The organism is Archaeoglobus profundus DSM 5631 (assembly GCF_000025285.1).
GTDB lineage: Archaea > Halobacteriota > Archaeoglobi > Archaeoglobales > Archaeoglobaceae > Archaeoglobus_B > Archaeoglobus_B profundus.
In genome coordinates this window covers 1,376,702-1,389,864 of the sequence record NC_013741.1, presented here as the reverse complement: position 1 = coordinate 1,389,864, position 13,163 = coordinate 1,376,702, and the positions used below count along the sequence as shown (strand labels likewise).

Here is a 13,163-nt window from a genome sequence, read left to right as displayed (position 1 = left end):
GAAGTAATGAAGTTTACGCAGTTTTAGTCAACAACTAAAAGTTAGATAACTTTACCAAACCCCTTGTCAACCAAAACATCTCCATCTTCCAAAACTTTCTCTCCTCTTATGTAAACCTCCTTCGGAAATATGGCCATCAATCCTTCATAAATTGTCCATCCCACTTTGGAATGCAAATCCCTAGCTCTTATTGGTTTCTCTCTGTGAGGATCGAATACTGCAAAATTCGCATAGTTACCTACCTCTATCTCACCGTAATTATTAAAGCCGAAGATTTTTGCAGGATTAACGACGAATTTTTCCACGAGATCGTTTATCCTGATGTACCCTTTCTTGGCCATGTAGAAGAACATAGGGTATGTAGTCTCGACGCCGGGAAATCCCGGAGCCCCCTCTCTCTTTTCTTCGAGCGTATGGGGTGCATGATCGGATGCCAAGATGTCCGCCTTATGGAAGTTTCGCACGAGCGCTACTCTCTCTTCATTGCTCTTCAGAGATGGATTCACTTTGAATTTTATTATCTCTCTTGAGTACAGCAGGTGATGAGGTGTAACTTCGGAAGTTGATTCCGAGTTGTAAATCAGATCTAAGGCTTTGGCAGTTGATATGTGACAGAAGTGGAATTTACCAATTTTGAGGCATCTCTCAACAGCCTTAACCTCAGCAGCTACATCATCCTCTTCATTCGGGTCTTCGGCATGAACCGTTATAAGCTTGTCGACAGTCTTTCTAGCCCTCTCAAGAGTTTTGTAGCTAACACTCATCTTTCCCCTTAGAAAAACCTCTCCAATTGCCGGGACATAGTGATTTTCTTCGATTTTCTTTAATATTTCGTCAATTTTATCGACATTACTCTCAACCAAACCCAAATTGAGTGAATAGTCTATGTATGTGCTTTTCCTAGCTATATTCATTCTCTTGAAGTAGATATCCTCATCAACTATCGGGGGATTCGTATTTGGTTGATCGACAACCAAGCAGACTCCTCCATACAAGGCTGATAAGCTCCCGCTTTCAATTGTTTCTTTATAACTCTCCTTAAAGTCCCGGAAGTGAACGTGAACATCGATACCAGCTGGCATTATTATCCCATTAACGTTTTTACCCTTTTTATCCTTACCAATATCAACTACGACACCATTCTCAACCTCAATCCCGCATTCGACTATTCTACCCTTGTAAAAGACGTTTCCATAGATTATCATTAGCTTTCATTTATTTTTCATGAAAGTTATAACTTTCGGAACGTTTATTAGGCAACCCGATCAAGCAAATTCATGATCATAGGCTTAGATGTTGGGACTAATCTGACAAAAGCTACTAATGATGGAAGCAATGTTGTCGTCTTTCCAAGCTTGGTTGTATACGGCGAGGAAAAAGACTGGAGCTTGAAGGGAGAGACTAAAAAGGTTTATATCGGGGAAGAAGCGATGATTGTTTCTCAGACAATGGAAAATGTTGAAGTTCTAAGGCCTCTACACGAAGGCAGGATCATGCACCAATCTTACATCGAAATTGCAAGGTATGCCGTTGAAAAGCTCGGGGGCAAAGCGGAGGTCATAGCAACCGGACTGCCCGTTAAGTCTTCAAAGAAGGAGAGAGAAGAGGTATCAAACAGCTTGAGAAAGGCTTTGAACTGCGATGTAATTCTTTTGCCACAGCCCGTAGGGAGTTTAATACACATGGGCAAGAAGACTGGTGTTTGTGTAGATATAGGGTTTGGAACTACCGATGTGGTCGTACTGTTTGATATGGAGTATCTAAAGGGAGACACGATGTTAGTTGGAATTGACGACATATATGGGAGTTTGGAACTGTTTATTAGGAATGAATTCGGAATCAGTATAACGCCAGAAGAGATGGCAAAGCTTTTGCTTGAAGAAAAGGAGGTCGGGAGGATAAGGGGAGGAAAAAGGATAGTAGTTAGAAAGGAGGATGTTATGCAAAGCTATGAAGAGATAGTCAGAGGATGGGTGGACAGGGTTGCAAGCAGGGTCAAGATGCTCTTGGAAGGTCTCTCAACGAGCATAGTCGAGAATTTGGTTTTAACTGGAGGCGGAAGTCTGCTTCCGATGGTCTACGATGAATTTCAAAGGGAATTTGAGGAGATTGCAAACGTTGTTAGACCCGATGATCCCATAACGGCAAACGCAAAGGGATTCTACAAACTGGCTAAGATGCTGAAAGGCGAAAAGATAGAGAGTAAAGAGGAAAAGACTTCATCCGAAAAGAAGGAGGAGTCATCTGAAGAAAAGAAGGGTAAGAAGAAATGAAGGTGACGATAGAGATTCCTCCAGATATAGAGGAGAAGTTGTTAAAGAAATGCGAAGAGAAGGGAGTATCTCCCTCCCAATTTATCTTAGCTTTACTTGAATGGTACTTTCTGAAAAGATATCAGGCCAAGCCGCTTGAAATTTCCGAACTCGTAGCTTACGCAAAGAAGATAGGGTCAGAAAGGGTGAAGTACTGCAAGTACAGTGATGGAAAGTTCTGCATGCTCGAAAGTCTCGACGATGTTTTTGAGGAGAAAGCGCCAGAACCTCTTAACATCTACAAGTGCCTGTTCTGTCCCAACTACGTGGATAAGAGGAGAGAAAGGAGAAGGGAAAGCTTAAAGATTGATGAAGACATGATAAATGTTGCAAAGCTTGCCGCTAGGTTTGTTGTTGAGCTTTACGGTGACAAATTGGGCTACAGGCCTCAGCTTAAAGTAGAAGATGACAAAGAAGATATTGAAAAAGTTAAAAAGCTCATTGAGGATTGGTAGTGTCAAAAAATTTATACGAACATGACGCCCTTTTCCCTGTAGCTCATGTCCCTTCTGAGAACCTTCTCAACAGCCCTAAGGAAATCTTGCATGGTTACGACCGTTCTTTCCTCCCTGATTGCAAACATTCCAGCCTCGGTGCATATTGCTTTAATATCCGCTCCACTGGCACCCTCGGTAATCCTCGCAAGCTCACCAAAGTCGACATTGTCCGCGAGCTTCATCTTACGAGTGTGAATCTTGAATATCTGAATTCTACCCTCGTAGCTTGGTAACGGCACCTCTATTATTCTATCGAACCTACCCGGTCTTAGTATAGCTGGATCGAGTATGTCGATTCTATTCGTGGCACCTATTATTTTTACATCTCCTCTCGGATCGAAACCATCCATCTCTGCCAACAACTGCATTAAAGTTCTCTGCACTTCCCTATCTCCGCTTGTATCGCTTGACGTTCTTCTAGCGGCGATTGCATCAAGTTCATCGATGAATATTATCGATGGAGATTTCTCTCTTGCCAGCTCGAAAACTTCCCTGACTAACCGAGCACCCTCTCCGATGTACTTCTGAACGAACTCACTTCCCACAACTCTGATGAACGTGGCTTTTGTTTTATTCGCAACAGCTTTAGCAAGGAGTGTCTTACCCGTTCCCGGTGGACCATACAGCAGCACTCCCTTTGGAGGCTCTATGCCAACTTCTTCAAAGAGCTCTGGTTTTAAGAGAGGAAGCTCTATTGCTTCCCTAATCTCCTCAATCTGCTTTTCCAATCCACCGATGTCCTCGTAAGTTACGTTAGGTCTTTCTTCAACTTCAAATGCATAGACCATTGGATCCTTTGAAGGTGGCAGAACACTTACGACAGCCAAGGTCTGCTGATTCATTGCCACTCTTGCTCCCGGTTTCAAATCTTTTGGATCGACAAACTGTGAAACGTGAACCAAGAACTTGGGACCTGTTGAACTTTTAACTATAACCCTTCCATCATCCAAAACGTCTGAAATAGTCCCTATTAGGAGAGGAGGACTCCTAAGCCTTTCAATTTCACTTCTTAATCTTCTAAGCTCCCTTTCATATCTGAGTCTTTCAGATTCTATGAACCTCTTTTCATCTTCAAGTCTGCGATAGTGTTCTTTAAGCTTGTAATATTCCTCCTCTATCTTCTTCAGCCTCTCGAACTCTTCTTCCAACCTCTTGAGTCTTTCTAGTAAGTATGAGTAATCAACTTCGCTCATTCGATATAACCTTAAAATTGGGAGTATAAGTAGTTAATCCTCAAACTTTTTAATTGCAGAAATCAAAGTTCGGGCAGTGATGTCTATGGAATGCGAAATTTGTGGAAGTAAGATTGTTGGTAAGAAGTACACCATAATAGTAGAAGGTAGTGAACTCACAGTTTGTGAAAGGTGCAAAGAGTTGGGTATAGAAGCAAAGCCGACAAGAGTAGTTGTAAAGAAGAGAGTTAGTAAGACTCCAAAGCCAATAGTCGAAGACTACGAACTCGTTGAAAACTTTCACGAGATCATAAAGAGGGAGAGGGAGAGAAAAGGTTGGACGCAAGAGGATTTGGCTAAGAGAATTCAAGAGAAGGCTACACTCATAAGAAAGATCGAGAAAGGTGAAATTACCCCCGAGAAGGATGTTGTTGAGAAGCTCGAAAGAGTCCTAGGCATTAGCCTGAGAGAAAAGGTTGAGGAGGTAAAAATTCAGAAGTCAAAGTCCATAACTCCAACGCTCGGAGATGTCGTCGTAATCAGGAGGAAGAAACGCTCTTAAGCATTCTTAATATTACTTCTCCCTGTTCCTTATTTTTCGCCGTTGTTACTATGTATATCTCCTGAACGCTTGAACCGTCTATGAGTAAGGCTCTAATGTTGCCCTTTTCATCGCACCTCGTAACTTTAAACCTCACACCACCACCCAAAGAGCAGGCTCCACCAGTTATAACACCCGGTACAATTTTCTTAACGTACTCACAAAGCGCAACCTTATATAAAAATTCTTTACCTAATCTTCCTCCAATAATAGTAGTATGGGATCCCTGAATCTTCTCCTCCGGCGGAATATCAACTTTCCTTAACTCCTCCTTCCTTGTCACAAATTCTCTAAGCTTAGATATAAACTCATCAAGAGGAAGGGGTTGAGTCGCATAAACCCTTAAATCGCTTAGAGCAAACCGCCTTACATTTTCAAATCCGAATCTAATCTTGGATTCATCCTCCCCGCTAATGTAGACTTCATTTACCCTCCTTTCGTGAATTTTCTCAGCCAAAATTTCGAATAAGTTTCTTATCGATTCCTCTTCCTCGTAGATATCAAAAGATAACGTTTCTACAACCTTACCAATTGCCACAAGGTAAACTTTCTCACCTATGTAAACCCCACAAGCCAATGCGTGAACCCTTCCACAAACTAAGCAGTAAGATGTTGGACTTCTGAGTTCAGCTCCACACTCGCACCTCATTCGAGCTTCTCTCTAAACAAAAATCCCTTCTCCTCCAATACTTTTCTGGCTTTTTCCAAGTCGTTTGGCTTCAGAATTATCAAAGCTCTTTCTTTCTCAAAAGCAAAGGCGTATACGTATTCTATGTTCACACCAGCATCTCCCAAAGCTTTTGCGATATTATAGAGACCTCCCGGCTCATCTTTGACCTCAACAGCCAGAACGTCTGTCAGAGCTACGGTAAATCCAGCGGATTTCAAGGCTTTGTAAGCTTCTTCGGTTTTATCAACAACCATCCTTATGATACCGAAGTCACCAGCTTCAGCTATCGTGAAAGCCCTCAGATTTATTCCCTCCCTATATAAGACTCCCGTAACTTCTGCAAGCTTTCCCGGCCTGTTTTCAACGAAGACGGAGATCTGTTTTAGCATATTTCAGATTTGTAAAAGCAGTATAAAATCGTTACTTCAGAGAATGAACTTATCAACTATCTTACCAGCCTCTTCTTCGTCGAGAATTTCAAATTCGACTTTCTTCTCCCTAAGCCAGTTTATCAACCTTCTGTTAGGGAGAAACACTACAACCCTGTCATTGTCAATGTCAGAATAGACGTATCTGCTGTTCTCAACGACAAAATCAACATCGTCAACCTTCTCAAAGTCTTCGTAGCTCATTGCCAAAGCACACGCATCGATCAAACCGAGTTCGAGCTTTAAAGTGTCCCTGTTGGGAATGTAGTCCAAGTGTGCTCCATCCTCTCGCAAAACTATCATATTTTTGAGGTCAGTTAGAATGCCGTATTTAGCACCTACAAGTTTGCAGATCCCTTCAAGCCTTCTCTCGCTCTCATCGTTAACATCTTCTATGCAAACGACCATTCCATATTTATCCACTTCGTATTTGATTAGACCGTAGTCGAATTTGAGTGTTATCAGTGGATGATTTACCACTACATTTCTAAATATTTCATCGTCGAAGTAGCCGAGCTTTTTGAAGATGTTAACAAGGTTGACATCTTCAACTCCCAAAGACCTAGCATACTCCTGCAGGTTGATTCGCATAATGTGAATTGATTCCGACTTATTAATTTGTTTGCCAAATGCAAAAATAAAAAATCATATCTTCCTCCTGTCGATTATCCTCTTAGCCTTTCCTTCAAATCTTTGCAGTGTTCCCGGATTCACTATTTCAACCTTAGCTCTAACGTTCAGATACTCCTTAAGAAGTTCTTCAACTCTCTTTTCGAGCTCCAAGATATCTGTCGTTCTGTCAATTTTCGCCTTATCGCTAAGTTCAACCTGAATTGTCATCTCATCCAAGCCATCAGGCTTTCTGTCAAGTATTATAACGTAGTGCTCTCCTAGTTCTGGAATCTGCATTAAGACATGCTCAATCTGGCTCGGGAATACGTTGACACCTCTAACGATTATCATGTCGTCAGCTCTTCCGAGGATTCTCATGATTCTTGGATGCGTTCTACCGCATGCGCACTTGTCAGTCTCCATATACGTTATATCTCCAGTCCTCCACCTAATCAAAGGTAGAGCCTCCTTGCTTAACGTAGTAACTACTAGTTCACCCTTCTCCCCCTCTCCAACCGGTTCTCCAGTCTTCGGATCGATTATCTCTATCAGGTAGTGGTCAGCCCATATGTGAATACCGTGCCTCTCAACACATTCCGTAAAAAGTGGTCCTCCAAGTTCGGATGTGCCGTAGACATCATAAGCAGTTATTCCAGTTTTATCCTCAATTCTTTTTCTAGTTTCCTCACTCCACGGTTCAGCACCGAATATACCCATTCTAAGTTTCGTATCTCTTTTAATGTCTACACCCATTTCCTTGGCAACTTCGCTCATGTAGAGCATGTAAGATGGTGTGCAACAGATCACGGTAGCATGCAAATCTTTCATCAATTCTATCTGCCTTCGTGTGTTTCCAGCTGAGGCGGGAATGACTGTAGCACCCAACCTTTCAACTGCATAGTGGAATCCAAGTCCACCGGTGAATAACCCGTATCCGTAAGAAATCTGAACTATGTCATTGTTCGTAACACCACAAGATGTTAAAGCCCTGCAAAGGCATTCAACCCAAACGTCTATGTCGTTCTTTGTGTAACCAACAACCGTAGGTTTCCCAGTAGTCCCGCTCGAAGCGTGAAATCGAACAATTTGTGATAAAGGTACAGCAAACATCCCAAATGGATAGTTATCTCTCAAATCCTGTTTACAGGTGAAAGGAAGTTTGTGTAAATCCCTCAAGCCGTTGAAATCCCAAGGGTTCAAACCAATTTCCTTAAACTTACGCCTATAAAACGGTGAATACTCGTAAGCGTAAAAAACTAAGGCTTTGAGCTTTCGCTCCTGAATTTCCTCCAAGTCCTTTTGAGGTAATCTCTCGATACTAGAATTCCAATACATTACTCTTCACCCTTTTCAAGCTTCTTCAACTCCTGAACGAGCATTGGCATTACGACGCCAGGATCGCTGACAATTCCCAATGCGTGAGTTGTTCCTCTATCAAGCAGTCTTGTGACGACGTAGGGGTTCATATCGACTATAACCGTCTTGATCGTCGAAGGAAGCATGTTACCAGTTGCTATTCCGTGTAGCATCGAAGCCCAGATCATGCACATTCCTCCCCTTTCATCAGCTTCCCAGATGTACTTTCTCATCTCATCCTGAGCCTTCATGACATCAGTTATCGTGTCAGGTAAAGGACCGTCATCTCTTATCGATCCAGCTATTACAAAGGGGACGTTGTTCTTCACACATTCGTAAAGCACTCCAGACTTGAGAATTCCCATCTCAACAGCCTTCTTTATGCTTCCAGCTTTCCTTATCTCGTTTATAGCCACCAAGTGATTTCTGTATCCTCCCTTGTAAACCCTACCGGTGTTCTTATCCATACCCAGAGTCGTTCCGAACAATTGCTTTTCCACATCCATCACTGCAAATCCGTTCCCAGTAAACAAAGCCTGACAGTATCCCATCCTTATTAGCTCGGCCAGAGCCTCATCAGCTCCGGTATGAGCGATTGCAGTTCCAACTACGTGAATGATGAAGCCGTTGTTATCCCTAAGTTTTTTCATCTCTTTTGCAAGCTTTTTTATGAGAGAGTTCACTGGTTTCTCAGCTGAGACCTCTGAAGTCATGAATCCAAAAATATCGCTGGGTTCTCTCGGCCTTTGAGGCGGCTCAACCCTTATTCCTTCCCTACCGATTACGACTAGATCTCCCTTCTTGACCAACCCCTGCCTCTTGCAAACGGGTTCTCCGTTCTCTATGACGATTACACAGTCCATCTCTATGTGCTTGACTTTCTTCCACTCTCCGTTTATGTAAACGTAAGTCGGGTGATGGGTAGTAGCGTAGAATCCATCAGGTAAAACTCCATCGGCTGGGGCGGGAGCAACCTTAACCTCTTTCTTGGGTAAAATAGCTCCCAACTTCTCAAGCTCCTCAAAAAGCTTCTCGTCACCTTCAACGATCATCTTACAGTAGCTCTCATCCGTCTTGGTCTTACCTACCCTGAGCTCAAGTATCTCGAAGTCTCCACCCATGTCCATTATCGTGTCCAAAATTCTCGGCAGTATCATCGAGTCTATTATGTGACCCTTAAGTTCGATTATCTCTCGCATGACACAAGACAGCAAAGCTATCCATATAAATTCTGCGGTGCTTCGAGTTCCATGAAAGTGATGGTTTGCGGATCGATAGGTTACGGTCATAAGGAGGAGATAAAAAAGATCCAAGAAATTTTGAGAAAAGAAGGTTTCGAAGTTCTGGATCAGTTCGAGCACGATTACAGTCACGTTGATGATTTTAGAGATAACGAGGAGCTTTGTAGAGAGATAGTTACAAGGGATCTGGAACTTTGCGAAAAGGCCGATGTGATCGTTCTAGTAGCAAAACATCCGAGCTTTGGGGCTATGGCGGAAGTGGTAATATCGGCTATGAAGGGTAAGCCAGTAGTAGCTTTTTGTCCTGAAAAGGTTAGATCTCCTTGGCCGATTTACTTCGCAAACAAAGTTGTTAGGAGTGAAGAGGAGCTTGTAAGGGCCTTAAAGGAGCTTGAAACTCCATTAAGAACTATTCCAAACGTTTACTCTGATCATGAGGCGGAGTTCACGTACACAAAATTCACGTGCATCTGCCCTGTCACGGGCTTGAGGGATATTGGGACTATTAAAATCAGATACAAACCCAAAGACAGGATTTTGGAGTACGAATCACTCGATTCCTACTTCAAATTGTTTGCTGACAAGAAGATGCATCATGAGGCTGTGGTTTGCAAGGTCTTCAACGACATTTATCAAGCTTTAAATCCAGAATGGCTGGAAGTTGTTGCCGAATTTGAAGAGAGAAGCGGTGTTAAAGCTGTTATTAGGAAGAGACTATGACATCTCACGATAAAGGTCACGTTGAGAGGGTTGTGAAATTGGCAGTTTACATTGCCGAGAAGGAAGGGGCAAACGTTGAAGTTGTGAGAAAGTCGGCAGAACTACACGACATAGCGAGAGATAGGCCAAATCATGCAATAGAATCTGCAAAGCTCGCGAGAAAGATTTTGAGGAGAGAAGGTTACGATGAGAAATTTATAGAGGAAGTTGTACACTGCATCGAAGCACACTCATTCTCCTCAGGTGTTAAACCAAAAACTCTCGAAGCTAAGGTTTTAAGTGATGCTGACAAGCTGGATGCTATTGGAGCTATAGGGATTGCAAGAGCATTCCTTTTCAGCGGGGAGAAGGGCAGATCAATAGAAGAAACTCTAAAGCACTTCGAAGAGAAGTTACTCAAGCTCAAAGACATGCTATACACAAGAACGGCAAGGGAATTGGCTGAAGATAGGCATGAGTTTTTGGTCAAGTTTTACGAGCAGATTAAAAAGGAGTTAAAGTTCTGTGAGGAGATATGAGGGTCGTTAGATTTTGCCTTAGCCTTTTACCTCTCATGATAACCTCTGGAATGTTTTATTCAATTCTGCCGATATACATATCAAAGGAGTTGAACGCTAGCGAAATGGTTGTTGGCTCCCTTTTTACCACAGGCGCTCTGACCGGGGCAATTGTTTCCATAGCTGTAGGTAAGGTTTCTGATATCATCGGTAGGAAGAGTTTGATTGTTCTCTCTCAGATATTTTTCGGCTTGGTCATGCTTCTTTACTCCATAATCAACGACTACATCTTTGCTTATCCAATTCACGTGCTTGAAGGCTTTGCTTGGGCTACTTTGGGAGTTAACGCACCGGCGTACATTGCGGATATAAGTGAGAGAAGGGGAGAGAGTATGGGCGTTTACAACACCGTAGTTCACATTGGATGGGTTATCGGGCCATTGTTGGGCGGTTTTTTGGCAGAGTTCTTCGGTTTTAGACTTATGCTCAGAGCAGCATTTGTTATGATAATATTTGGGCTCGTTTTGACCGTGAGGGAAGCTTAACAGTTATTTAACAATGCGCCAGAAAACATTTTTAATGGAAATTTCGCCCTCGACAATGCATTGTCCGTTTTTCAATGCATTCATTATCAACTTCTCATCGCTTGCCTTTTCAAGCATGACGACACCACTTCCAACAAATTCAGCTTTGTGGGCATCACTACCGGCAGTAATTCCCTTTCCGTATTTTCTCCTGAAGAAGTTTGACAACGAGTTGAAGATCGGAAGACTTCTGGCGTTGAAAACTTCGATACAATCGACCACTTTGAAATATCTGAGTCTGCAAGCTCCTTGCCTATAAAACTGAAAAGGATGAGCTAAGGAGGTTATTCCACCGAGCTTTTTGACGATTTTGACTGCCTCGACAAGATCTATACCTTTATCCACGTCTCTATTTATTCCGTAAGCCAAAAGGTGTCCCTGAGCTGTTGAAATCTCAACACCTCTGATCACAACTATTGGCAGATGCTCTTCCTTGACTATCTCGATAGCTTCGAGCGAGCCGTTTATGTTGTCATGATCGGTTATTGAAATAGCTTTGAGTCCTTTAGCTATCGCAGTTTCCAAGATCTCTCTAACACTACTCCTCCCGTCGCTGTGATTTGAATGGATGTGCAGATCTGCTTTTAACGACATTCTAGGGTAATCCGCTTTAATTGTATAAAAAGCTCAGCACTCAAGACCCTCATCACCAGTCAGAGGGGCCCTGTCATCATTGCCTTCATATCCTAGATGACAGGTAATTTAAACATAACACTCACCATACGCTACGCTCTTAAGCTAAAAGGTAATTACGAAACAAAGACGTCAACAACCTTAAACTCCTCAACATCAACCAGTCCCAAGTCTGTAACCTTCAACTTTGGTATTACCGGCAGAGCCATGAAGGACAAAGCCAAAATCGGACTCTTCAGCTTGCATCCCAGCCTTTTGATTTCTTCATGTATTCTATCCAACTTCTCCGCAACTACCTCAGCCCTCTCCTCACTCATCAATCCAGCTATGTTCAGCTGTAACTCTGCCTTAACATCCCCATCCACGACAACAATTCCGCCCTGCAACTCGGCAATCCTGTTTACAGCCTTGCATATGTCCTCATCTCTAACACCAACAGCCACTATGTTGTGTGCATCGTGCGCTATGCTCTGAGCTATCGCACCTCTCTTAAGCCCAAATCCTCTTATATACGCTTTCCCTACGTTCCCCGTTGCTTTGTGCCTCTCAACAACTACAATTTTGAGAATGTCTCTGTTCACATCAACTCCCTCCACATATTCTCTATCTTCTCCGGTGACTATCTCACCTTCTATCACCTTGATTATCCTCGCAACTCCCTTACCCTCTATCTTAATGTCCTCTGGAGTTATCGGCTTTTTGAGCTTGACACTGCTCTTAACGAAGTCTGGATAGGTGTACACCCTTTTTATCTCGCCAACAACCTCACCATTCGCTATAACTTTCTCAACTTCAAATTTCTCCAAGTTTCTTAGCAAAACAATATCCGCAATTCTTGAAGGAGCAATTAAACCAGCGTTTATTCCGAAATACTCAGCTGGATTTATCGTACACATCTGTAAAGCCTTTATCGGATCTATCCCTTCTTCAACTGCCCTCCTGTAGCAGTAATCCAAGTATCCTTTCTCCATCAAATCTCTGATAGTTCTGTCTCCATCTGTTACAAGCATAGTCCAGCGATTTCCAAGTTTTGCAACATTCAAGAGAGACTCTAAGTTCCTCGCAGCAGATCCCTCTCGAATCATCAATCTCATTCCCAATCTAAGCTTCTCCATTGCCTCCTCTTCATCAATGCATTCGTGATCCGAGCCTATTCCAGATGAGATGTATGCGTTCAGCTCCTTTCCTCTAAGCATAGGACTGTGCCCGTCTACAATCTTTCCCTTAGCCTTAGCAACGGCAATCTTCTTCAAAACATCTTCATCGCAATTAACAACACCGGGATAGTTCATTACTTCAGCCAAACCTATGACACTCTCCCATTCAAGTATTCCCGCAACATCTTCAGCAGTTATAATAGCTCCGGGTGTCTCGAGCGGTGAAGAGGGAACGCAAGATGGAACTTCGAAGAACACTTTAAGCGGTGTGGTCTTTGCTTCTTCGATCAAAACCCTTATCCCATCTCTACCCAAAACGTTTGCGATCTCGTGAGGATCGGCAACTACGCTTGTGTTCCCTCTAGGAACAACCAACCTTGCAAATTCGGTAACACTTAACATCGACATCTCCAAATGTGTATGCCCATCGATCAAACCGGGAACTGCGTAAAGTCCGCTTGCATCAATCTCTTTAATTCCGTCGTAATTACCGATTCCAGCAATCTTATCACCACAAACAGCTATATCCGCTTTGATAAATTCCTCCGTCAGAACATTCACGATCTCGGCATTCTTTATAACCAAATCCGCCTTTCTTCTACCAGAAGCTACATCTATCAGCTTTTTTAGCTCTTCAACTTGCATGATCGTAAGAAGTAATCAAAATATTTGACGTTTGTGAA

Annotated in this window: 15 protein-coding genes; 6 read left to right on the top strand and 9 right to left on the bottom strand. The window is 42.8% G+C overall.

Annotation, left to right across the window (positions count from 1 at the left end; translation table 11 throughout):
• Positions 1 to 41: 41 nt before the first annotated feature.
• Positions 42 to 1,205 carry a dihydroorotase gene (locus tag ARCPR_RS08160; RefSeq protein ID WP_012941014.1) on the bottom strand — a complete coding sequence of 388 codons (1,164 nt, stop codon included), beginning with the start codon at positions 1,203 to 1,205 and terminating at the stop codon, positions 42 to 44.
• A gap of 72 nt (positions 1,206 to 1,277) precedes the next feature.
• On the opposite strand from ARCPR_RS08160, the gene ARCPR_RS08155 reads away from it, so the two are divergent.
• Positions 1,278 to 2,273: a rod shape-determining protein gene (locus ARCPR_RS08155; RefSeq protein WP_012941013.1), complete on the top strand. Its 996-nt coding sequence runs from the start codon at positions 1,278 to 1,280 to the stop codon at positions 2,271 to 2,273.
• A complete protein-coding gene (locus ARCPR_RS08150) occupies positions 2,270 to 2,767 on the top strand; it encodes a hypothetical protein (RefSeq protein WP_012941012.1) in 498 nt (165 codons plus the stop codon). The genes ARCPR_RS08155 and ARCPR_RS08150 overlap by 4 nt, the downstream gene beginning before the upstream one ends.
• A gap of 11 nt (positions 2,768 to 2,778) precedes the next feature.
• Here the strand turns inward: ARCPR_RS08150 and pan are convergent, their stop codons facing one another.
• Entirely contained in the window at positions 2,779 to 4,002 is a 1,224-nt protein-coding gene (pan, locus tag ARCPR_RS08145; protein WP_012941011.1) for a proteasome-activating nucleotidase, read from the bottom strand.
• A 79-nt stretch (positions 4,003 to 4,081) separates the two neighbouring features.
• Between pan and ARCPR_RS08140 the strand changes: the two genes are divergently transcribed.
• Positions 4,082 to 4,543, top strand: coding sequence for a multiprotein bridging factor aMBF1 (locus ARCPR_RS08140; RefSeq protein WP_245526131.1), 462 nt, complete (start codon positions 4,082 to 4,084; stop codon positions 4,541 to 4,543).
• Here the strand turns inward: ARCPR_RS08140 and ARCPR_RS08135 are convergent.
• Genes ARCPR_RS08135 through ARCPR_RS08115 form a run of 5 tightly spaced genes read right to left on the bottom strand, consistent with a single transcriptional unit; the run spans position 4,521 to position 8,847 of the window.
• Positions 4,521 to 5,231: a DUF2103 domain-containing protein gene (locus ARCPR_RS08135; protein ID WP_012941009.1), complete on the bottom strand. Its 711-nt coding sequence runs from the start codon at positions 5,229 to 5,231 to the stop codon at positions 4,521 to 4,523. The genes ARCPR_RS08140 and ARCPR_RS08135 overlap by 23 nt on opposite strands.
• Positions 5,228 to 5,641 carry an ACT domain-containing protein gene (locus ARCPR_RS08130; RefSeq protein WP_012941008.1) on the bottom strand — a complete coding sequence of 138 codons (414 nt, stop codon included), beginning with the start codon at positions 5,639 to 5,641 and terminating at the stop codon, positions 5,228 to 5,230. The genes ARCPR_RS08135 and ARCPR_RS08130 overlap by 4 nt, the downstream gene beginning before the upstream one ends.
• Positions 5,642 to 5,677: 36 nt before the next feature.
• Entirely contained in the window at positions 5,678 to 6,271 is a 594-nt protein-coding gene (locus tag ARCPR_RS08125; protein WP_012941007.1) for a hypothetical protein, read from the bottom strand.
• A gap of 54 nt (positions 6,272 to 6,325) precedes the next feature.
• Positions 6,326 to 7,627 carry a phenylacetate--CoA ligase family protein gene (locus ARCPR_RS08120; RefSeq protein WP_012941006.1) on the bottom strand — a complete coding sequence of 434 codons (1,302 nt, stop codon included), beginning with the start codon at positions 7,625 to 7,627 and terminating at the stop codon, positions 6,326 to 6,328.
• Positions 7,627 to 8,847 (bottom strand): ornithine cyclodeaminase, encoded by a 1,221-nt coding sequence (locus ARCPR_RS08115; protein WP_012941005.1) that lies wholly within the window; start codon positions 8,845 to 8,847, stop codon positions 7,627 to 7,629. Before ARCPR_RS08115 ends, ARCPR_RS08120 begins: the two co-directional genes overlap by 1 nt.
• 51 nt (positions 8,848 to 8,898) lie before the next feature.
• Between ARCPR_RS08115 and queF the strand changes: the two genes are divergently transcribed.
• The 3 genes from queF to ARCPR_RS08100 are packed head-to-tail and all read left to right on the top strand — an operon-like array spanning position 8,899 to position 10,651.
• Positions 8,899 to 9,609, top strand: a complete 711-nt coding sequence (gene queF, locus ARCPR_RS09415) for a preQ(1) synthase (protein ID WP_012941004.1) — start codon at positions 8,899 to 8,901, stop codon at positions 9,607 to 9,609.
• The gene (locus tag ARCPR_RS08105) at positions 9,606 to 10,127 is read left to right on the top strand and encodes an HD domain-containing protein (protein ID WP_012941003.1); all 522 of its coding nucleotides are present in this window, start codon (positions 9,606 to 9,608) and stop codon (positions 10,125 to 10,127) included. Before queF ends, ARCPR_RS08105 begins: the two co-directional genes overlap by 4 nt.
• Positions 10,124 to 10,651 carry an MFS transporter gene (locus tag ARCPR_RS08100; RefSeq protein WP_012941002.1) on the top strand — a complete coding sequence of 176 codons (528 nt, stop codon included), beginning with the start codon at positions 10,124 to 10,126 and terminating at the stop codon, positions 10,649 to 10,651. Before ARCPR_RS08105 ends, ARCPR_RS08100 begins: the two co-directional genes overlap by 4 nt.
• A gap of 3 nt (positions 10,652 to 10,654) precedes the next feature.
• On the opposite strand, the gene ARCPR_RS08095 is transcribed toward ARCPR_RS08100, so the two are convergent.
• Both ARCPR_RS08095 and ade read right to left on the bottom strand, forming a co-directional pair.
• Entirely contained in the window at positions 10,655 to 11,284 is a 630-nt protein-coding gene (locus ARCPR_RS08095; RefSeq protein WP_012941001.1) for a PHP domain-containing protein, read from the bottom strand.
• A gap of 155 nt (positions 11,285 to 11,439) precedes the next feature.
• Positions 11,440 to 13,125 (bottom strand): adenine deaminase, encoded by a 1,686-nt coding sequence (gene ade / locus ARCPR_RS08090; protein WP_012941000.1) that lies wholly within the window; start codon positions 13,123 to 13,125, stop codon positions 11,440 to 11,442.
• Positions 13,126 to 13,163: the final 38 nt, after the last annotated feature.